Below are 20,564 nucleotides of genomic sequence, written 5' to 3' on the forward strand. Positions count from 1 at the left end.
CTAACTATTAGCGCATGACAGCAGAAAGCATTTTACGTAAAACTTTCTTCATCCATTCAGGTAATATTGCTATAAGCTCCGACTTAACATTAAGAGGATATGTCAGAACCGTTTTAAAGAACGACTCCAAATCTTTTTCATCTAAACGCTTATATATTATATCACGCATATCGGGCCTTGGTGTGGGGGCAACCAAGTTTCTCTGGAATTTCATTACATCATTTAATGACACTTCTTCCATATCAAACAGACTCTTAAACATAGGTATAAGTGCCATGACATTAGGAGTGTTTAAAATAAGACAGGATACTCCTTTCTTTGAAAAAAAATCAGGAAGTATCGACTCTATACCCCAAAAATCACCAATTGTTATATCTCCTACACGCTCTGGTCTGCTATACGAACACCGGTAACAACATTCACGATATGTATCACCTTTAAGAAAATGATAATAATAAGGGTCTATGACACAACTTCTCGTTTTTGTTTTTGTTTTCGTATTTATTTTAACATTTAATCCCCAGCCCGAACTTTTATCACGAAAATTAAAATCAATTATCGGCTCTCCATATCTATGCTCGAGCCATTGAATATAACTTTTGAAAAGTTTAATACTAGGAACCCCGTGGCATATCAGATCAATAGTCAACAGATTAGATTTGTCTACATTTCCTAAAAAAGAGTTCAATCCTGCGATTTGACACGGTGTACCACTATATAACACTTTAATCCCTTGACTTAAAAGACAACGAACCTCTGAATAAGTATGCAATGTATCGCTTTGAACATATTTTGAACTTTGAAGCGAAGGGAGATCATCCAAGCTCCTAATAATTTTATGCCCAACATTCCATCCTTTATAATAAGATGCTCCAACACATACTCCATTTTGTTCCAAAAAATATCGTGCCAATGCTGCAAATGCTCCTCCTGATGCACTTTTATAAAGCTCTTTATCATTTTTAGATTTTACAGCAAAAACCTTTTCGGATAATGGGTAAACTTTCAAATTATTTTGCGGACAACGTCTTTGGCATAATCCACAATCCACACACTGACCTAAATCGATAAAAGGCTCAAGAAACCCTTCAGACGAAAATTTCATTGAAATGCAAGACTTCGGACATACTTGTTCACATGTTCTACATCCTGTACAAAATTCTGTTATATTCTCCATTATTCAATAGCTCTATAAAGAAAGTCATCCCCTATTCTTCTGTATCTCGCAAAAATAGCATTCACTTCTTCCCAATTGACAGGATCGTTCCCCATTACACGCCAATCTTCAGAGTTTATTACATGTAGCCGTTCGAGATTAGTTAATTTCAATAAGTCTTCTATACGACCTGAAAAACGATCAGGATAAATACAAATTGGGGTTGTATTGAGATTAAGACTAAATGCCGTAGCATGAAAAGAATCAGTTATCACATAATCTGCAAAAGCAATATAAGATGGAAAATCAAATGGTTCTGGCAAGAAAAGCAATTTTCCGCTTTTAAATATCTGATGGACATTAGCACCAAAACGAATCAACTTCAAACCTTTTTGGCGGGCGAAAGATTCTGCAAAGTCATTAAACCAAGGATGTTTATTCAATTGATAAACCAATACATAATGTTCTTCGGAAGGCTTTCGTATATACCTATGCCAAAAAGCAGCATCTAATTGTAATGTAGGGTCCAAAACATGAACAGATCCTGAAATACCCAACTCCTCTATGATTTTCACGCCACTTTCTTCACGTAGTGAAATAGCAGCATATCTTAATAAATATTTTCGTATTTCTTCTTTTTCAGAATCTTCCAAAGATGTTTTTCCAAAACTGGCTGCGTATGATATCTTTTTAATATTATCCGGGCAAAAAGTCAAAAAATATGATTTCAAAATTCTCCCATACCATCCACTATTCCATGTCTGATCACTGCCGGTACAATAAATATCCGCATCTATCTGTAATTTATCAAAATCATCCTCACAATTTAACACAGGACCTCGAAAAGAAATATTATCATTACGAAACTGTCCAAAAACTTTATCCTGACGCCATAAATAAAAGAAATATAGTATCGATTTTATTGCCTTTTTAGCTAGACTGTCATTCCTGGTTGCCATCTGGACTCTTTTCCACAAACTAACAGAAGAAAGACGTCTATAATCAATAATATTAGTAATCAATCCCAGTCTCTTAAAGATTTCTTGAGTTGCAAATGTTTGAAGAACAGAACCATAATTAGGCACATCATGCAATGTTAAAATTGATATTCTTTTCTGAATCGACATAATAAAAATTTAAGTTCTATCTATAATGTTATATTAAACAATCTCGCCAATTTACACAAAAACAAATCTTTTAAAGTGTACTTCATTGGGTATATTGTTTCCGGTAACGACATTTTTTCAATCACAGAGCTATATGAGTCTATTTTATTAACCTCATTTGCAATGAGATTGAACATATTGTATTTATCCAATACCAAATTTTTTGCTACAGAGACAGCTTCTTTAGATGCTGAAAAGAGATCCTGATCTATTATTTTTTTAATAGCGCTTATCGTTTTTTCATAGTCTCTTATATCAACTTTCAGCATACTATCCTGCTTAAAATAATCGCTAATATTTGGACAACCATAATATATAGGATAACAACCCGCTAAATAAGAATCTGCCAATTTTTCTGTCCAATAATCCATACATTGCCCATTTTCAATAGCCAGCACATATTTATATTTAGACATCACTTCCAATTTGTCATCAACAGGATTATAACCATTGCCATATACATCAATAAAATCAATATGATTCTTTAATATTTTATTAGCAAAATTTACTCTATCTCGATGTCCCTTAGTAAACTTTTTATTTGACGTTATGAAACATACTTTATTTAATCGAGATTCTTTCGCTTCATAGTGTTTAAAATCCTGATAGGACATAAATGTATCAAGATCATCTTTAAAGACATTAGCTCCTATTTTACAACCTGCCATCCAAGCAAGAGTAGGCATTAATCTTCGCATAAGGCCTTTGTTAATCATCTTAGGCTGGCATCCAAAAACATAACCAAATTGTTCTCGAAACGCTTTAGGATATCGTTTCACATACGGCGGCTCTCCCAAAAAGCACAATCTTTTTTCTTTTGGACACAATGTTGGTAATTCTTTTTCAAGTCCCCATACAACAAGATAATCATATTCTTTAGGTTCTTCAAAATAAAATTCACAATTTCCCCATATACACCGCTTAGAATCAGGGAATTGACGCCAAATAGGAATAGAAAATGGTCCGGGAATATAAATTTTTATCATAATAATATTATAACTGTTTCTTTTGCTTAAAAACAAATTAATTCTGAAAGTTTATTGTTATTGTTTCATTATTGTATAAATCATTTCTCACTTATATTCTCTATTTATCTTGCAATAAAAATATTTTACCATATTTTTCACATATTCCTTTTCTATCATTTCCATTACAAAGAACCAAACACAAAATATGAAAACTATTAAAACGATAATTATTGTAATACAAATACTTAATGTGCTATTCCCCAATAAAAAACGGACTAATACCCCTAAAGCAACGGAAAACAAAAACGTTATATATGGTCTTTTTACATATCCATTAAAAAATGTTCTGATATTTAATCGACATATTTTTCTTGCAAAATATACAGTTTTTAGTTCATATATTATTCCCCATACAAAGAATGAAACAACAATATATGCCATAGGAGAATATCCCATATAAAATAATAAAATTAATAGAAGCAAGGGAAACATGTTGATTAATGAACTGTAGAAGCTGTTTCCTTTTATTTTTCCTGTAGCACCAATACTTGTCTCTAAAGGAAGTAGTAAGCACTCATTCAAAGTTCTAAGAATCCCAACTAATGTCATGAGGTAAGCCCACTGTGGTACATTTACTAACCACCATACTAACAATTTATCAAGACATACCAATGCAGGAGCAGCAAAAAAAGCGAATATCAAAAAAGAATATTTACAACTATACATTGAAACCTGAAGCATATTTTCTCTATTATTCTCCCCTTCAGATTTTACAATAACAGGATTAACAGCTTTAATCATATTATTCGAGAATGCTTGTAACTGAGATATCACTTGACTTGCTATTGATATTGCTGCATTAATGACTGCTCCAAAATAATGGTTCATTAATAAACCCGCACCATAATTTCCTACCATACTTGTAAACTGTGTGGATAGTTTCCATGATGCAAAAGATGCCATCTGTTTCATCTTTTTCTTCGAAAAATATGTTACTGGCTTAAAAACACATTCAGGATAATGCTTATGGCAATATATTTGCATAGCCATCATAACAGCAATAGATAATGCCGCCATTAAAATACCGTATACAATCAATTTATCTCCAGATACAAATGTTGTAATATAAACCGCGATTGTTAGCTTTCCAAAAGAATCTATTATACCCACTATTGAATAGTATAACATATTTTCATGAGAATTAATTACAGCATCATATGGCACAGATAATACTGTAATTACTACACTAAACACCATAGAATAATAAACCACTTTTGCTGCATACAGCCTTTCAATAGGAATATTTATTATCTTATCAAAAAATAGATATGAAAAGGCACAAAGCAATATACACGCACAAACAGCAATAATAAAATGCAACATCACACTTACATTAAACACCTGTTTCTTATCTTCAAAATTACCAGATCCTTCTGAATAACTCATAAATCGTTGAGTAGTAGCCGCCATAGACGCAGACAAAAAGCCAAGCATATTAACTGCCCCACCAATCACTCCAAAGATACCATAATCCACGACTCCTAATGATTTCAGAACTAAGCGAGTGGTATAAAGTGTAAAAAATATAGTAATACACATCTTTCCATAAAGAAAAAATGTATTTTTAACTATTTTATTGGGATTACGGCTCATATTCTAATTGTAAAATTCACTCATCGATCAACAATGTCTAAAAATAGCAAGATTTATTAACATTGGATTTCTTTCATTATTAGTAATATAATTCGATATGGAAAGTAAAACTAGATTTCTGACAATCATAACATAATATGCTTCATAAACGCAAAGCCAAATAATTCATAATTTGTCCAATCCGGCTCTCATAATAATATTTGTAATTGGTTTGTAATTTCTTCTCTGGCAAACGATTTTGTTCATCATAAATAAGCTTTTCATGTTCCAATGTTTCCTCAACAGTAAATCTAAAGCCAATAATCTTAGCAGGATTACCAACCACAATACTATATGGTGGAATATTTTGGTCTCGTACAACTGTCCCTGCACCAATTACAGCACCACGACCAATATGTGCACCTGATAACAACATAACACCAGCACCAATCCAGACATCCTCCTCTACTATAATATCTTTCTCTAATAAATTACTGTTCCCAGCTTTACCAAATACTTCCCCTATTTTCGATTGATGTTGACCTGTTATAGCAGTTAACCCTTCAGCAACAATAGAATTTTCTTTTATTACCAATTTACCACCAGTAATATACAAAACACTACGGTAATCAATATATGCATAATCATGCAAAAAAATATTCTCTCTTTTACCCAAAAGAGTAGGAGGCAAATAATGTGAGTTTACTCCACATTTCCCCAAACAATCATTACGTGTCGAAAAATATTCATAATTAAGGATTCTCAACCCTCTAATGATTGCATTCCATTTTCCTATAATTTTTTTAAGCATAGACTTACAATCTTTTCTTCTTAAATCTTTCAGAATACTCCGATTCGGTCATTAAAATTACTTTAGCAGGAATTTTATATCTATCAAGTTTACCATTACAAAACTGCACTATTTGCTTTTTTGCCTCTGAAGGCTTCAATGGCTCCTTAAAAAGAACTTTTGCAACTACTATCATTCCTGTAATAAAGTTTTTTTCACCATAAACAATACAATCTACTAAATTCGGTATTTGAAATAATACTGACTCTACTTCAGAAGGCAAAACTTTCTCTCCACCAACATTGATTAACTCTTTGCTACGTCCAACTATTTTTATATAACCATCACTTGCTTCTTCTACCAAATCTCCTGTCTTAAACCATCCATCCTCGGTAAATCGTTCCATTGATGAATTTAGATATCCCATGACTTGAGTTTTACTACGAATCCATAGTTCACCTTTGACTATTTTTATTTCAGTATTTGGATCATCTATTTTTAAAAATGTACTATCAGATGATCTACTTGTAGTTTGACTAATACCTGTTTCACTCGTCCCAAAAGTTTGAAGAAACTTAACACGAGGAAAAGCTGTTTTTAATTTTAATAGTAAACTATCGGGCATTGGCTCCGTCCCGTAGGTAATCATCCGTAGAGAACTCATATTATAGCCTGAATTTGATTCACTTATCAACATTAAATTTAGGAATGTTGGGGATGCCGGAAGAATGTTAACCTTATATTTTTCTATCAATTCCGCGACATGTTCCGGTTCTCGATGTTCAGGGAAGACCATTGTTACACCCATCGAAAGACAATTTAACAAAGAGTTAAGTCCACCGATATGATCAAACATTAAAAAAATCAAAAATACAATGTTCTTGCCACGTTTCCCTTTATATGAGTCAACCAAATTATCGAGATTGTGAATCATCGCTTTTGGCGCTCCTGTAGAACCGCTACTAAAAAGAATAAGACCTGAATGATGATACTCCTGAAGCCTTATCACAAGAGGATGATCTTCGGTTTTCTCTGTTGTTTTATATATATTGAGCTTATCATCTATTTCAATACGATAATCACTATTTGCGACACGAATTCGGTCGACTATCTCTTGATTAATCTTTGTAGTAATTGGCACAATGATATTTCGATTCTCATACAATGCAAAAAAAAGCGCAATAGACTGAAAACTATAATCCGAAATTATTGAAACAATTTCCCCTCGATTGATTTGTTTACTGATTATTATATAATAATCCTCAATTTGTTCCACAAGTGCTTCATAAGTATATTCCTTTCCCTTGAAAATAATAGCATTCTTACTACCATCTTCTTTCATCTTTTCAAACAACCAATTCATAACAAACTCTTTTTTACAATTAAAATACGCCACCTAAATAAATTATTTGCCCTGTTATAAATTCACTCTCAGGACGAATAAAGAAATCTATGACATTTTTAACATCCTCAAATTTCCCAAGTCGCTTGATACATTGACGACTTTTCAGTTCTTCAATTTTATTGTCTGGAACATTTTTGATTAAATCAGTATCAATAGGAGTAGGACCAATAGTGTTAACAGTTACGCCACTTTCACCAATTTCACCAGCAAGCACTCTAGTCAACTGTTCTATTGCAGCCTTTGATGAAGAATAAACCAATTCTCCTTGTAAATTAAGTGCAACAGCTACTGTTGAATAATTTACGATACGACCATTTTTCTGTCTTATCATGAACTTTGCACACTCACGGGACATTAAAAATGTACCCATAAAATTTGTATTAAATACCCTCTCTGCAGTAGTCTTTGGAGTCAACAGAATATGATTCATTGAGGCTATTCCAGCATTATTAATCAGTATATCAATTCGTTTTTGTTCTTTGTAAACATTACGAACAAAAGCTATCACAGCAGTTTCATCAGAAACATCAAGACGGGTATGATGATAATTTTCATGGTTGATTTCACATTCACGACGACTACACCCATATACAACGTCGCCTTCGTTTAAATATTTCTCTGCCAGGAAATATCCAATTCCTTTCCTAGTTCCGGTAATAATTATAACTCGATTCATTATTCTTCCAAGCCCAATTGACGAGCAATAAAGTTACACAATGATCCAATTGTTCGAAAAGGGCTTATACGACCAGACATTGCTGTTTCGGAAGTCAGTGAAATTTCTATATCTTCATCTAGGAAAGCCGTTTCAATATCCACAACGATATTTACAAGTCCCATAGAATCGAGAATACGAGCACTACCAATAAGAGGTGTATCTTTATCCAAGTCTTTTATTACCAAACCATTTGTAGCGCAATACTCTTGAATGACATTGATTACAATGTAGTTAATTTGATTTTTATCCATATTTTTTTGAATTTATATTATAATAAAATATCCCATTAATCCAATACTATTCATCATGTTCTATAACTTACTAACATTTAACAGACTATCTTCCTCTAATATTATGTAATACAAACAAAACATTTTACAAACGTTTGCTAATATGCATTTTTCTCTCCTATAATCACATTCGCTATAGTCTTATAAATAATATATAAATCAAGCAATATTGTCCAATGCTCCATATACCAGATATCAGCCTTCACACGTTCCTCCATTTGTGAAAGTTCTCTCGTTTCACCACGGAAACCATGCGTTTGAGCCCAGCCGGTTACCCCAGGTTTAATAAAGTGTCTTACCATATATTTATCAATCAAACGGGCATAAGTCTCCGTATGAGCCAACATATGAGGTCGAGGACCTACTATCGACATTTCACCTTTAAAAACATTGATAAACTGTGGAAGTTCGTCAATATTGGAACGTCGAAGAAAATCTCCAAAACGGGTTTTCCGGGGATCATCAGCCGTAGCCTGTATGCTATCAGCCTCATCGTTCACCTTCATGGAACGGAATTTGTAACACAAAAAATCAACGCCATTCAAACCGGTACGCATTTGTTTAAAGAATACAGGACCGGGAGAAGTCAACTTTATGATACTCCCCACAATGAGGTAAACAATAGGAAAAACTGTAACTAGAAAAATACCGGAAAAAACAATATCGAATAGCCGTTTTAAGATACGGTTCTCTACCATAGCAAGAGGCTCATAACGCAGATTCAAAATCGGCATATTACCAACCATACTGTGCCAGATACGACGGGGAAACCCCTTGCAAACATTAGGAACACCATGAAAATAAAGCAGATGGTTCTCACAATAATTCATTATAGAGAAATTATAGCGGCCCTCCTCCATAGACAAAGAACAAAAAATATGCTTAACTCCCGTTTGTCCGGACATAAAATCAGAGAAACCATCAGGACTACCCAAATAAGGACAGTGGGAGGAAAAAGCATCATTAGGTCTAATATCGAAATAACCGATTACCTCATAAATAGAAGATGCCAAAGAACTCTCCATCTCCTCATATAGCATCTGCATATTATTACCTCCCCCAATAAATACGGCATAACGTTTATGTTTACCCTTCGCACAATAGACTATCAGCAGATGACGAATAATAATGCGATAAATACTTAAAACAGCAAAGAGTATAAAAAAATAAGTGACAAAAAAAAGAGGAGAAAAAATAGAGATTCCACTAAAAGTCATGATACATGCCCAAAAGATGGAAAAGGCTATAATATTCTTTAAAACACACAATACAAGCTGATCTGCACGAATTTCCCTACTATTCCAAACTTTCCCACGAGATGCTGAACAAGCTAAATAACAGAGACTAAGAGAAGTCATCATAAAAGAGACAGTACAGGAAAAAGGAAAATACATAAAAGCCTTTTTCCAGAAGAAAAGGAGTTGGAACAAACACAGATTCAGAATGAGCAAGTCTCCCAAAACCGCAATAGACTCTACAACTTTATTTATCTGGTTAGTTGATGCCATTTCACTTAACTAATTAGATGTATTAAGCCCGGAGTTCTTTAAACTTATTCAAGAAATCTTTTCCGAATAAATTCCAGGATATAACAACACAAACAGCCAGGAAAATAAATGCCAGAACATATATCTTCTTACTGGTTCCCGAAGGTTTCAACGGTACTACAGCAGGCTCTACAACAGCAAAGACAGGCTTCTCCTCCTGGACTTTGGCTCTTGCAACCTGAAGTTGACTTGCAACCTGACTATACACCTGGTAAGAAAGACTCATATCATTTTGTAAACGTTCCTGCTCGGCACGAACACTCTGCAAAATGATATTGTCATGAGAGTCCAAATAATCTGCATATTTCTGCTGTGCGGCATAATATTCCTGCTGACGTTCCTTGAAGAGTTTCTCCAGATAGGCGCAATCTTCTTTCGCTTTGGAAGTACGATAGTCAATAATGTGTTCCTGCAACTTCTTCACTACCGAATCGGCAACAACTGCAGCCACTCTGGGGTTCTGAAAAGTGACAGCAACGGAAGTCATGGATGTCTTCTTATCTACAGAAGCAACAATCATTTTCTTGAGAGTCTCAATTTTTTTTAACTCATTCTTTGATAATTCGATTGTACCTTGACTTACTTTATCATAAGATCCTGATTCATCCTCTTTAGTAAATAATGACTTTATTCCATCAATTACCATACTAGGAAACCCGATTACATAACTCCACCAGGGAGAAGATTCTTCATCCAGATAAGCATCCAATGTCATCGTTTCATCTTTAGCCACCGGTATGTTCATTGTGGAAAGTTCCAGCCGGAAAGGTGTAGAAGATACGATATCAGCAGATAAAGAAGCATTCAAGGCATCAGTGCCATCACCCATAGTAACTCCACTTCCTAAAAAAGAAGCTGCCAAACCAGATAGACCACCACCTTTATTGTTCCCCATCTCTGGAGAAAGGGTCACTTCAACTGTATACTCTTTAGGAATGCTTATTGCTATAATAACACCAATTACCAAACCAATGCCAGCTGCCTTATAGATTTTCTTACGAATGCTTATAACCTTACGAAAAAGATCTATCATCTCAATCTCCTCATCATTGTGAATATCCTGTTGTTGTCTTATTTCTTTTTCAGACGTATGTTCCATCAGAGTAGCCATAAAAGGAATTCGTTATTTCTTTATTAAGTTAGCAATAGAGGCAACCATCATTCCCAAAGTACTGAAGGTAGTAGCATAACCTAAGATATTTCCAATATTAGTCTTTTTCTTAGCTTTACTAGGCACAATTATCTCACAACCCGGTTCAATCTGTTTCTTACCACTACCTTTCACTTTGGTCACCTGACCATTCATATAAACTATAAATTTCTTACTCTTCTTCGCATTTTCAGAATAACCACCAGCTTGATCCAGATAATAGTCTATATTCTTACCTTCCATATAAGAAACTGTATTCGGAACCATTACGGCACCATTGATCGTTACTGTATTATTATTTTTCGGAATAGAAATCACATCACCTTCACGCAAGACAATATCTGATGTACTTCCAGGATTCGCTAATGCTTTCTCCAAATCAATACCGACTGTAAAATGGTCCTCTACGCGAACACCCAAAGAGTCCATCATAGCTTCACCCAACTGTCTGCTCATCAAGCGGATCACATCACCCATGCGTTTCTTTTCGCTTGCATTGGCTACACGAGTCAATTTTGCACCACGTAAGTAGGCATAATTCGTTGCACCTCCCGCTTTATTGATTAAGTCCGAAAGACGTTCTTCACGACTAGTCATAGCATAAGAGCCTCCGAACAGAATTTCACCTTCAACAACCACATTCTGTTGAGCCTGATAACCCGGACTACGACGTACATAAACTTCATCATAAGGTTGAAGGACAAAGCCGGGAGTTCCATCTACAATAAAACCTTCTTTCAGGGAGAATGTATATATCTGGCCGATAGTATCGTTGTCTACTGTACTACGAGGATTCTTAATTCTACGAGATACATCTACACGGACTACAGAAGCGGCTTCACGCAATCCACCTGCCTGAATAATCAAGTCTTCAAGGGTCATGTTATCAGCATAAGGATAAGAATCCGGTTTGGCTACTTCACCGTGGATTACGACGTTGCCTCTGTCTTCCAGGTCATGAATACTAGGAATATAAAGGATGTCGTTTTTCATCAGGATGATGTTTTGGGAAGCACCGTCCATGATAGCTTTAATGTCTACTGGAACAACTTCGGTAGTCAAGTCCTCACGCTGGCGGTAGAGAACGGCACGGTTCAAGAAGGCATCACCGGTCAGGCCTTGAGCTTCGTTTACCAGTTCACGGACTGTATTCAGTTTTCCATTCAACTGGTAGATGCCGGGACGATAAACGGCTCCACGGATTTCTAGTTTATTGATGAAGCGGTTAAGGATGGCTTCGGCGGTCACAACATCACCGTTTCGCATTTTATAGACACTATAGTCAAGGTCTTTGACTGTGTTTACTTCATATTCCTGTCCGTTCTGACGTACGACACGTAAGGAACGGGTATAGGCGTCGGCTTCAAAGCCACCGGCATAGCTGATAAGAGTGGATAGACTCTCATCCTTTTTCATTTCGAAACGCATGGGACGTTTCACTTTTCCGTCGATCTTAACCAATACGTCATAGGCGGGGACTATTACTACATCCCCTTCCTGAAGACGAATGTCATCCTGAATGTTTCCTTTCATGATAAATTGGTAGACATCGATTGTGGCGATATTTTTACCATTACGTACCAGCTGCACATTACGAAGGCTTCCTATGTCACTGACTCCACCCGCGCGGTAAAGCGCATGGAAGACTGTGGCAAAAGAAGAGAGGGAGTAAGTGCCCGGTTGGACAACCTCACCCATTACATTGATCTGGATAGTACGTATGCTGCCCAAAGTCAGACGGATGTCAGAGGTGGGATCATTCGTATTATTAAGACCATTATATATCTTGTTTAATGTTTTTTTGAGATAGCCGTTGGCTTCAGCAATGGTTAGTCCGTTCAGGTTGACAGGACCTATTTTCTGAATGTTGATCGTGCCGTCAGGAGAAATATGCTGGCGGATAGTGTTCTGGCTGGCTCCCCAGATGTCGATAATCACTTCATCACCGGGACCCAGACGATAGCTTAAAGGAGTGGCGATGTTGACGCTGGGTTCAAAAGTCAGATTACGGGTGTTGAAGATGTTTCGTCCGAAAACCTGGTTGCCACGTGCGAGGTCTTGAGTACTTGGGTGGTCTTCCAGCATATCGGAAGTGTTTTCTTTCATTTCCTCACGCAGGCGTGATTCATTGACATCGGTACCTGTTGCATTGGAAGCGTTGACATTGTTTTGCTGCTCATATAGTTGCTTCACACGCGTTGCCTGTTCTTTGGTCACGCCTTTGCGTGCCAGTTCGGAGGCTAGTTGTTTCTGTTCTTTACCCTGGCGGATGCCGTCCTTGACATATTCAAGAACTTGAGAGTCGCTCATGTTTTGAGCCATTAAGGGAGAACAAACTCCCAACAGCAGAATGAATAGAAATACGTTAAAGTTTTTTAGTATCGTCATTGGTAATCTTTGTAGGTTCTACATAACCGATTGGCATATCGACACAAGCACAGCCAAGCATATTTAAACGAACGGCAATCTTACTCTTTCCGGCTACAGTCACAAGTTCGCCGACAAGCCCGCTCAAAGGACCTTTTATGACACGAACTTTCTCACCACGCGCCAGTGGAGTATCATTCATACAGACTGCTTCTTCGGAATAATCGAGCATAAAACGGAAACGTGCCATCTGCTCGTCAGGAATAACGGCAGGAGTACTCTCTCCACGCATCACCATATAACGGCTGACCGTAGAAAATGAAAGAACTTCCATACGTTCTTTTGGATTGACATGTACAAAAACCATCATTGGGAGTAAGACTGTATTAACCATCTTACGACGGTCGCTCCATTGATGAATTTGCTGCTGAACGGGAACAAAAGAATCAATTCCCATTTTAGATAAACGTTCGGCAACTTTCTTCTCATGATGCATTCGAACAAGTGCTACATACCAACGTTTTGAGTGTGCTACGCCTTCCCCTGTCCCACTACTAGGCCCGGCATTTGCTGATTTCGGTTTCGTTAAAATCATATTTTTTTACCCCATGTTATTCCGTTACTTCTTAGGTAACGGAAATATATTCGCTACAAAGATAGGTAAAAATATTAATAGCAAACAAACAAAAAACTTCTTTTTTTCCTTTTTCTCTAAAATATGCAACATGAATCTATCTGAACATGAAGGATAACATCTTCATGCTCAAAGACTTTTTATTACCTAAATTCAAGAATGCTTTATATTGAATGTTAGGTACCTGCTTTTATATTCCCTCATAATCGATTTTTTATCTTTTTTCACAACGATGTGTATTCTAAATGTGTGTTGTCCGTTACCTAAGAAGTAACACTAGCATTAAGTCCCTAATCCATAATGCTTTAATAATACTAATCAGAACATTTTAAAATTACAAACGTAAGAATAATTCAATTTATTCACCTTTGTTCTTTCTTCCAATTCGAAACCCTTTAAATATATCTGTGTTGTTTTAATAGATTTGTGTCCTAGTGATTCGCTAATCATTTCGATAGGTACACCTCTGTACTTGGCAGTCGTAGCCCAAGAATGACGAAGCGTATACGACGTGACGGGCGAATGTAGCCTTAATTTTCTGGACAGGCTTTTCAACTCATTATTAAAACGTCTCAAAGCTGACTGATACTCACGATAGGCTCCTTCTTCATTCCGCTTGTACGCTCCGCTTAATATCCGGAAAAGATAATCAGGATAATCGGAACTCCGGGCATCTGATTTATTATACAGTCCCCCAATTGCATTCTGCGCTGACTCTAACACTTCTATGCTCATAGGAGTACCGGTCTTGATGCGATTGTACTTTAAAAGTCCCCGCTCCAAATTGGACTTTTCCAAATGGGCTAAATCAGAAAAAGGCATTCCACAAAACTGAAATAACAGATTGGCAATGGCTTGCGTCCGGCGAAGCTTTTCCGATTGAGGATCTTTGTTTAATAGCATGTGAAGTTCGCCGATCGGGATGGCTTTCTTCTGACGTGTGTCTACCCCGGTAAAAACATCCCGGAACAAACCATGCACATAAGGAGCTTGATGCATATCGACACCACGATTGTAGATACTACGCAGCATACGCATATACGTAGAAATCGTATTGGGCTTCAAACGGGAAGCCATCAGGTAGTTGCTATACCTCTTTAGAGTTTCACGGTTTATCTTACTAAACGTGATGAATTGAGTTCCACAAAACTGCGAAAAAGAACGAATAGCGTGTTTATACACATGGGCCGTAGAATAACGACCCTCTTGTCGCAAACAATCAATGTAATTGTTTGCACAAATAGTAAATCGATTTTTTTCCATAAATTATAACTTATCTCATACGTGTTATTAAAAACGTGCGGAATATAGTAAGATTATAGATAAAATGAACCACAATTTTTAATTTACTCACTATTTTAGATGGATTTTCAATTTATTTCTAAAAAAAATAAGTGAAGACATGCAGTATTTTCAATAACCGTGCATTTAACTTATAACAGAGGAAAAAAGAGAAATCAAACCATAATATCATTAAAACCTACAACCTGAGCTTAACAAGTGAAGTGGGGAAAATAAAAAAGAGAGAGAGTTTTTTATACAACGTCCCCAAAAACGAGGAATCCCTGCCAATTTTCGAGTTGGCAGGGATTTATTTTTACGATTCAAAGGTTTTGAAGTTACTGCATTTATTGCTCATTCATAAAAGATCAACAATTTAGTTTACTTTTTCAATAACTCATCAATTGAATTTATAAACGTCAATGCATAAGGATAAAGTTCGTCCACTGTTTTCTGATTATGATTGATGAAATCCTCATAATCTCCAGAAGAACGTTTATTAAAAATTAAGGTATAGAATTTACCCATTCCAACAGATAATTGTCCAGTAAGAACAAAATGCTTTCCCAACATTTGACGTACTCCTTCATGTGATTTGACAACAATCTTATTTGCCACTAACAATGCACTTGCAGCATAAAAACAAGCATAATACATTCTATTAATCGCAGTATTCCAATATCCTCTCTCACAATGATCTGCTATTTCGTTCAAAGTACGCCTTGCATTTTCCATCCGATATCGCACAATAGCATTTCTTTCTTCATCTGTCATAACAACGCGATTCCCTCCTTCATTACATTTTCATAAAAAGGAGTCACTACTTTCCCCCATATCTTTTTAGGCAAAATGAATGGATTGATTAAAATACCAGTTTCCAGCTCTATTTTATAAAGAGGATCAGTAATATTCAACTCATCTTCTGTCGAAAGTTCTTCCTTATCCACCAATATCAACAAATCAATATCCGAATCAGGCCGCGCGTCTCCTCTTGCTTCCGAGCCATAGAGTTTCACCTCTACAATTGGTGTCATACCTTGCAAGGCTTTCTGTATTGCTTTTATGATTTTCGTACGTTTCATACCTTCCCTCTTACATTATATATACAAAAAAAATCTATCAATACTCAAAAGATTACGACCGTAATGATTACCACCGTAATCTTTCAAGTAAATGCAAATATAAACATTCCGATTCACATTACAATGCGATAGCCCGATAAAACAAAACAAGAATAAGGAGTTAAAAATCCCCCATACCACAGATCGTTGTAGCATGGGGGATTTCATAATTTACTTGCAGTATTTTGTAATCAGCTCATCGACATTCGGATCACCCAATTCTTTCGCTTTCTTAAAGTTGCCGCAAGCTTCATCTGTCTTCTTCAGCTGTATCTGGCAAAGTCCCAATAAACGGTAAGCCTCACCATATTTGGGATCAGTCTTCAATATATTATTCAAAATCTGAATGGCTTCTTCATACCGTCCTACACGGAGGTTTACAACTGCATGCTCTGCCTGATAGGTGAGGTCTGTCGGATTCATCTCGATGGCCTTGGCAATATCGTCTAAAGCGCGTTGAAACTGACGGGCTTTCAAAGCTGCCTGTTCGCGATAATAATAGAACACGTCGTTCACTTCTCCTTTGACTGCCGTATGGTAAGCATCATAATCGAGCATTGCATTTCGCGCCTGACCGGCATTCATATTCATCTGCGCACGCTCCAACAAGTATGGAGCAAAGTCGGCCGTAATCGGTTGCGGGCAACGGGCAATACAGCTATCCATTAAGGCTACCACTTCTTTCGGATCCCCTTTCAACAGTTCCTTCGTTTTGGCAGCACTAAAGAAAGTGGCCGGAGAAGCAATATTGCTGGCATTTACCTTTTCATAAGCAGCCAAAGCACCGGCATAGTCTTGTTGGGCAAACAGTATATCGCCTTCCATTTGAGTGTAAATTGGCAGCGGATCAATAGCGATTGCCTGACGGACATTCTTCAAAGCGGTGTCATACGTCCAGTCTTTGTAAGTTTTCTCCGGCTTCGATAATTGATAAGCATACATCAGCTTACCTATATTATAATATACATCATCTTTCTTCTGGGCTACTTTCAGAGCCTGATTAAAGTCGGCAACGGCTTTATCATACCAGGTCTGGTCGTCTTTACCTTTAGATGCATAATAATTGGCACGACGGAGATAACCATCTGCATTGGCAGGGAACTGGCGGATGAAATCGTCCAACAGCTTTTCATAGTCCTCGCCCGAGAGGCTCGAAGAGGCCATAAACAGATATACTAATGCCTGATCTTCCGTTTCGGGTAAACCTTTCCGAATACCAATGCTTTTCAAGGCAGCGTCTCCCAAAGAAAGGGCACTGATTTTCTGCGACATGGCAAAAGCAGCTCCCGCCGCATAGCAAGTAGTCACCGTATCGATACCGGATGATTTCTGCGCAATACCAAATACCTGACCTTCCGCATTCATCACCGGGCAGCTCACCATCTTATCTTTCATCTGCATACTCAATGTATAATAATGGTATTCGCCGGCTACTTTGGAAACATCTTTCACCTTACCATTGACACAAGCAATGCTTTTCTGCGTAGAATAAGGAAGCATCCACGCTTCGGCTCCTGCCACCGGGGCTGTTTTGGCAATGATCAGCGCAGGCACTTTCTTCTCGGTGATAGCCACACGGAACTTAATAACATCATACATGTCATTCGCTCCAAGTATCAGGCTGACCGGCATCTGTTTGCCTTCGGAAGTAATCACCACCGCACGTTCGGCTCCTTTAAAAAGAGTATAATCTGATAAAGCCAATCCGTCTTCGGACACAAAGAATCCGTTTCCCGTATTCAGCATTTTATCATTCTTGTCATAAGTCACTATTGAGAAGACTGCACGTTTTGCCTTCTCTACCCATTTTGGGGTTTGTGCCATGCTTCCTTGTACCAGGAAGAAAAGCAGCAAAGGTAGAATTAAAATCTTCTTCATATCAGTCATTGTTTCTTTGTTTCACAGCTTCGTAAATCAGGATACCGGCAGCTACAGAGACATTCAGGGATTCGATGGTGCCCAGCATCGGAATTTTCACCCATTCATCACAGAGGGCAAGGTTTTCATAAGAAACTCCTGTATCTTCCGCTCCCATTATGATGCAGAGAGGACCTGTATAATCAGCTTTGGTATAGTCATAATCCCCTTTTTCGGTAGCAGCCACAATGCGGAAACCACTGTCTTTCAGATATTGCAGAGTCGAACGGAGGTTCTGTTCACGGCATACAGGAAGAGTATGTAGCGCTCCTGCCGACGTTTTCACGGCATCAGCATTGACTGACGCACTGCCCCGAACAGGAATAATCACGGCATCGACAGCTGCACATTCGCAGGTACGTGCAATTGCCCCGAAATTGCGTACATCGGTCACTCCGTCGAGCATAACAAAAAACGGATTTTTTCCTTGCTCAAACAAGAAAGGAACAAGATCCTCCGCTTTCTGATAAGTCACAGAAGAAATGAAAGCGATCACTCCCTGATGATTTTTACGGGTAATACGGTTGATACGTTCTACCGGAACACGCTGAACAGGTATCAGCGTACCTTTCAAAGCTGCAAAAAGCTCCTTGGAAAGATCACTTTGAATATCTTTCTTCACGAGGATCTTATCTATCTCTTTTCCAGCCTGAATGGCTTCTATCACGGCACGAACGCCGAAAATCATTTCACTTTTATCTAACATCTGGTTGATTTACTATTTTACTATTTACTATTCACTATTTATCAGTTGCGGGCAAGCAGGGATTTGGCATTGCTAAGGGCAGCTTCGGTGAGAGTGGCGCCGCTAAGCATGTGAGCTATTTCCTCTACCCGTTCTTCGTCAGTGAGACGGCGGATATGGCTGTTGGTTTCCGTATCGCTGTCTTTTTTGTATACCTTATAATGAGCACGCCCACGGGCAGCAATCTGTGGCAGGTGGGTAATACTGATTACCTGACGGTTGCGGTCGCCCATTTCCTGCATCATGTCCGCCATACGGTCGGCTATTTCACCGGAGACTCCGGTATCTATTTCATCAAATACGATGGTCGGCAGCTTGACGGCTCCGGCAATCATTGCCTTGATGGAAAGCATGACACGGGCAATTTCACCTCCTGAAGCTACGGAAGAGATATTCTGCAAAGTGCCGTTCTTATTGGCGGAAAACAGGAAGTTGACTGTATCTTCTCCTTGCAATCCCGGCTCTTTTTTCAGTCCCATTTCGATCAGGAAACGAACATTCGGCATTCCTAATGGAATCAACCGGGCGGCCAGTTGTTTTTCTACTTCACGCGCAGCTTTCGCACGGGCCTTGGTCAACACTTCCGCCTGTTGTTTCACTTGTTTATATTGTTCCTCTTTACGAGCAGTCAGTTCGGCGATACGCTCATCATAGGAAGTGATGTCCGACAATTTGCTGCGGTATTCATCCGTTAGCGCTATCAATTCGCCAAGGGTTTGTGCCCGATGTTTCTGCTGTAAGGAATAAATCAGATTCAACCGTTCATTCACTTCGTCCAGACGGACCGGATTGAATTCAACGGAGTCACTTTGTAAAGAGACTTCGTGCGAAATATCTTTCAGTTCGATATAAGCACTCTCCATACGTTCGGTAAGTTCCTTGGCCGGCTGATATACTCTTTGCAGATTATTCAGCGTATTCAGGCTATCTTTCAGGTAAGAAAGCAATCCGCCTTCATCCGAAGCAAACGACTGTTCCACCCGGTAAAGTCCGGCTTTTATCTCTTCTGCATGACTTAATGTTTCAGCTTCCTGCTCCAGTTCTTCCTGCTCACCTTCCACCAAACAGGCTTCTTCGAGCTGTTCGAGTTGGAAGCGGATATAATCTTCATCGGAGCGGCTTTTCTCTGCCAGCGACACTAATTCAGCCAGTTCGCGGTCTGTCCGTTTCCATTCATCATAATACAGATGGTATTTCTCCAATGCTGCATCATTATGTGCCAGAATATCAAGCACATTCAACTGGAATCCTTCTTTATTGAGCAATAAATTCTGATGTTGCGAATGTACATCTATCAACTGTTCGCCCAGCTCTTTCACTTGTGACAGCGAAGCAGGAGTATCGTTGATGAATGCCCTGCTCTTACCGGAAGCTTGTACCTCACGACGCAAAATGCACTCTTCATCATATTCCAGCTCGTTTTCTTCGAAAAACGGACGCATACCATAGGCAGATAGATCGAAACGTGCCTCTATGATACATTTGGAAGCTCCGTGGCGAATCGCTTTCACATCGGCACGCTGTCCTAGCAGGAGTCCGATAGCTCCCAGAATAATTGATTTTCCGGCTCCCGTTTCACCTGTTATAACGGAAAAGCCTGTTTCAAAACTGATATCCAGTTTTTCTATCAATGCATAATTCTGAATGTATAGTGAACGTAACACCTTATATTTAATT

At 37.9% G+C, this 20,564-nt stretch carries 18 protein-coding genes; all 18 read right to left on the reverse strand.

Translation table 11 applies throughout. The features are described from left to right. Positions 1-7: 7 nt before the first annotated feature. The 18 genes from AAHJ11_RS09570 to recN all read right to left on the reverse strand — a co-directional run bounded on the left by AAHJ11_RS09570 (position 8) and on the right by recN (position 20,551). The gene (locus tag AAHJ11_RS09570) at positions 8-1,177 is read right to left on the reverse strand and encodes a Coenzyme F420 hydrogenase/dehydrogenase, beta subunit C-terminal domain (RefSeq protein ID WP_320982837.1); all 1,170 of its coding nucleotides are present in this window, start codon (positions 1,175-1,177) and stop codon (positions 8-10) included. Then, a complete protein-coding gene (locus AAHJ11_RS09575) occupies positions 1,177-2,283 on the reverse strand; it encodes a polysaccharide pyruvyl transferase family protein (RefSeq protein WP_320982838.1) in 1,107 nt (368 codons plus the stop codon). Before AAHJ11_RS09575 ends, AAHJ11_RS09570 begins: the two co-directional genes overlap by 1 nt. Positions 2,284-2,303: 20 nt before the next feature. Then, complete coding sequence (locus AAHJ11_RS09580; RefSeq protein ID WP_320982839.1) at positions 2,304-3,308, reverse strand: glycosyltransferase family 10 domain-containing protein; 1,005 nt, start codon at positions 3,306-3,308, stop codon at positions 2,304-2,306. Positions 3,309-3,395: 87 nt separating this feature from the next. Further along, positions 3,396-4,943, reverse strand: coding sequence for a hypothetical protein (locus tag AAHJ11_RS09585; RefSeq protein ID WP_320982840.1), 1,548 nt, complete (start codon positions 4,941-4,943; stop codon positions 3,396-3,398). 142 nt (positions 4,944-5,085) lie between these two features. Beyond that, the gene (locus AAHJ11_RS09590) at positions 5,086-5,733 is read right to left on the reverse strand and encodes a galactoside O-acetyltransferase (protein ID WP_320982841.1); all 648 of its coding nucleotides are present in this window, start codon (positions 5,731-5,733) and stop codon (positions 5,086-5,088) included. A 4-nt stretch (positions 5,734-5,737) separates the two neighbouring features. Next, positions 5,738-7,075, reverse strand: a complete 1,338-nt coding sequence (locus tag AAHJ11_RS09595; protein WP_320982842.1) for a fatty acid--CoA ligase family protein — start codon at positions 7,073-7,075, stop codon at positions 5,738-5,740. 19 nt (positions 7,076-7,094) lie between these two features. Beyond that, positions 7,095-7,793 carry an SDR family oxidoreductase gene (locus tag AAHJ11_RS09600; protein WP_320982843.1) on the reverse strand — a complete coding sequence of 233 codons (699 nt, stop codon included), beginning with the start codon at positions 7,791-7,793 and terminating at the stop codon, positions 7,095-7,097. Beyond that, positions 7,793-8,086 carry an acyl carrier protein gene (locus AAHJ11_RS09605; RefSeq protein WP_004297017.1) on the reverse strand — a complete coding sequence of 98 codons (294 nt, stop codon included), beginning with the start codon at positions 8,084-8,086 and terminating at the stop codon, positions 7,793-7,795. Before AAHJ11_RS09605 ends, AAHJ11_RS09600 begins: the two co-directional genes overlap by 1 nt. Before the next feature lie 137 nt (positions 8,087-8,223). After that, the gene (locus AAHJ11_RS09610) at positions 8,224-9,633 is read right to left on the reverse strand and encodes an undecaprenyl-phosphate glucose phosphotransferase (RefSeq protein WP_320982844.1); all 1,410 of its coding nucleotides are present in this window, start codon (positions 9,631-9,633) and stop codon (positions 8,224-8,226) included. Positions 9,634-9,655: 22 nt separating this feature from the next. Next, positions 9,656-10,783 (reverse strand): chain-length determining protein, encoded by a 1,128-nt coding sequence (locus tag AAHJ11_RS09615; RefSeq protein ID WP_320982845.1) that lies wholly within the window; start codon positions 10,781-10,783, stop codon positions 9,656-9,658. A gap of 12 nt (positions 10,784-10,795) precedes the next feature. Continuing rightward, the gene (locus tag AAHJ11_RS09620; protein WP_320996234.1) at positions 10,796-13,210 is read right to left on the reverse strand and encodes an SLBB domain-containing protein; all 2,415 of its coding nucleotides are present in this window, start codon (positions 13,208-13,210) and stop codon (positions 10,796-10,798) included. Next, positions 13,188-13,784, reverse strand: coding sequence for a UpxY family transcription antiterminator (locus AAHJ11_RS09625; RefSeq protein ID WP_217721039.1), 597 nt, complete (start codon positions 13,782-13,784; stop codon positions 13,188-13,190). The genes AAHJ11_RS09620 and AAHJ11_RS09625 overlap by 23 nt, the downstream gene beginning before the upstream one ends. Before the next feature lie 357 nt (positions 13,785-14,141). Further along, complete coding sequence (locus tag AAHJ11_RS09630; RefSeq protein WP_413579433.1) at positions 14,142-15,086, reverse strand: tyrosine-type recombinase/integrase; 945 nt, start codon at positions 15,084-15,086, stop codon at positions 14,142-14,144. 399 nt (positions 15,087-15,485) lie between these two features. Then, entirely contained in the window at positions 15,486-15,878 is a 393-nt protein-coding gene (locus tag AAHJ11_RS09635) for a HEPN domain-containing protein (protein WP_148364975.1), read from the reverse strand. Continuing rightward, entirely contained in the window at positions 15,875-16,186 is a 312-nt protein-coding gene (locus AAHJ11_RS09640) for a nucleotidyltransferase domain-containing protein (protein ID WP_148364974.1), read from the reverse strand. Before AAHJ11_RS09640 ends, AAHJ11_RS09635 begins: the two co-directional genes overlap by 4 nt. A gap of 210 nt (positions 16,187-16,396) precedes the next feature. Continuing rightward, the gene (locus AAHJ11_RS09645; protein ID WP_148364973.1) at positions 16,397-18,103 is read right to left on the reverse strand and encodes a serine protease; all 1,707 of its coding nucleotides are present in this window, start codon (positions 18,101-18,103) and stop codon (positions 16,397-16,399) included. A gap of 1 nt (position 18,104) precedes the next feature. Then, a complete protein-coding gene (gene rlmB, locus AAHJ11_RS09650; RefSeq protein WP_148364972.1) occupies positions 18,105-18,848 on the reverse strand; it encodes a 23S rRNA (guanosine(2251)-2'-O)-methyltransferase RlmB in 744 nt (247 codons plus the stop codon). A gap of 41 nt (positions 18,849-18,889) precedes the next feature. Further along, positions 18,890-20,551: a DNA repair protein RecN gene (gene recN, locus AAHJ11_RS09655; RefSeq protein ID WP_148364971.1), complete on the reverse strand. Its 1,662-nt coding sequence runs from the start codon at positions 20,549-20,551 to the stop codon at positions 18,890-18,892. Positions 20,552-20,564 lie beyond the last annotated feature (13 nt).

The organism is Bacteroides sp. 90-K9/2, assembly GCF_047310725.1.
GTDB lineage: Bacteria > Bacteroidota > Bacteroidia > Bacteroidales > Bacteroidaceae > Bacteroides > Bacteroides vicugnae.

Coding starts and splice junctions, on each gene's coding strand:
- AAHJ11_RS09640 (WP_148364974.1), bottom strand. CDS start 16,186: ATGAAACGTACGAAAATCATAAAAGCAATACAGAAAGCCTTGCAAGGT.
- AAHJ11_RS09635 (WP_148364975.1), bottom strand. CDS start 15,878: ATGACAGATGAAGAAAGAAATGCTATTGTGCGATATCGGATGGAAAAT.
- AAHJ11_RS09605 (WP_004297017.1), bottom strand. CDS start 8,086: ATGGATAAAAATCAAATTAACTACATTGTAATCAATGTCATTCAAGAG.
- AAHJ11_RS09570 (WP_320982837.1), bottom strand. CDS start 1,177: ATGGAGAATATAACAGAATTTTGTACAGGATGTAGAACATGTGAACAA.
- AAHJ11_RS09590 (WP_320982841.1), bottom strand. CDS start 5,733: ATGCTTAAAAAAATTATAGGAAAATGGAATGCAATCATTAGAGGGTTG.
- AAHJ11_RS09645 (WP_148364973.1), bottom strand. CDS start 18,103: ATGAAGAAGATTTTAATTCTACCTTTGCTGCTTTTCTTCCTGGTACAA.
- AAHJ11_RS09575 (WP_320982838.1), bottom strand. CDS start 2,283: ATGTCGATTCAGAAAAGAATATCAATTTTAACATTGCATGATGTGCCT.
- AAHJ11_RS09625 (WP_217721039.1), bottom strand. CDS start 13,784: ATGATTTTAACGAAACCGAAATCAGCAAATGCCGGGCCTAGTAGTGGG.
- AAHJ11_RS09610 (WP_320982844.1), bottom strand. CDS start 9,633: ATGGCATCAACTAACCAGATAAATAAAGTTGTAGAGTCTATTGCGGTT.
- AAHJ11_RS09595 (WP_320982842.1), bottom strand. CDS start 7,075: ATGAATTGGTTGTTTGAAAAGATGAAAGAAGATGGTAGTAAGAATGCT.
- rlmB (WP_148364972.1), bottom strand. CDS start 18,848: ATGTTAGATAAAAGTGAAATGATTTTCGGCGTTCGTGCCGTGATAGAA.
- AAHJ11_RS09620 (WP_320996234.1), bottom strand. CDS start 13,210: ATGACGATACTAAAAAACTTTAACGTATTTCTATTCATTCTGCTGTTG.
- AAHJ11_RS09630 (WP_413579433.1), bottom strand. CDS start 15,086: ATGGAAAAAAATCGATTTACTATTTGTGCAAACAATTACATTGATTGT.
- AAHJ11_RS09585 (WP_320982840.1), bottom strand. CDS start 4,943: ATGAGCCGTAATCCCAATAAAATAGTTAAAAATACATTTTTTCTTTAT.
- AAHJ11_RS09615 (WP_320982845.1), bottom strand. CDS start 10,783: ATGGCTACTCTGATGGAACATACGTCTGAAAAAGAAATAAGACAACAA.
- AAHJ11_RS09600 (WP_320982843.1), bottom strand. CDS start 7,793: ATGAATCGAGTTATAATTATTACCGGAACTAGGAAAGGAATTGGATAT.
- AAHJ11_RS09580 (WP_320982839.1), bottom strand. CDS start 3,308: ATGATAAAAATTTATATTCCCGGACCATTTTCTATTCCTATTTGGCGT.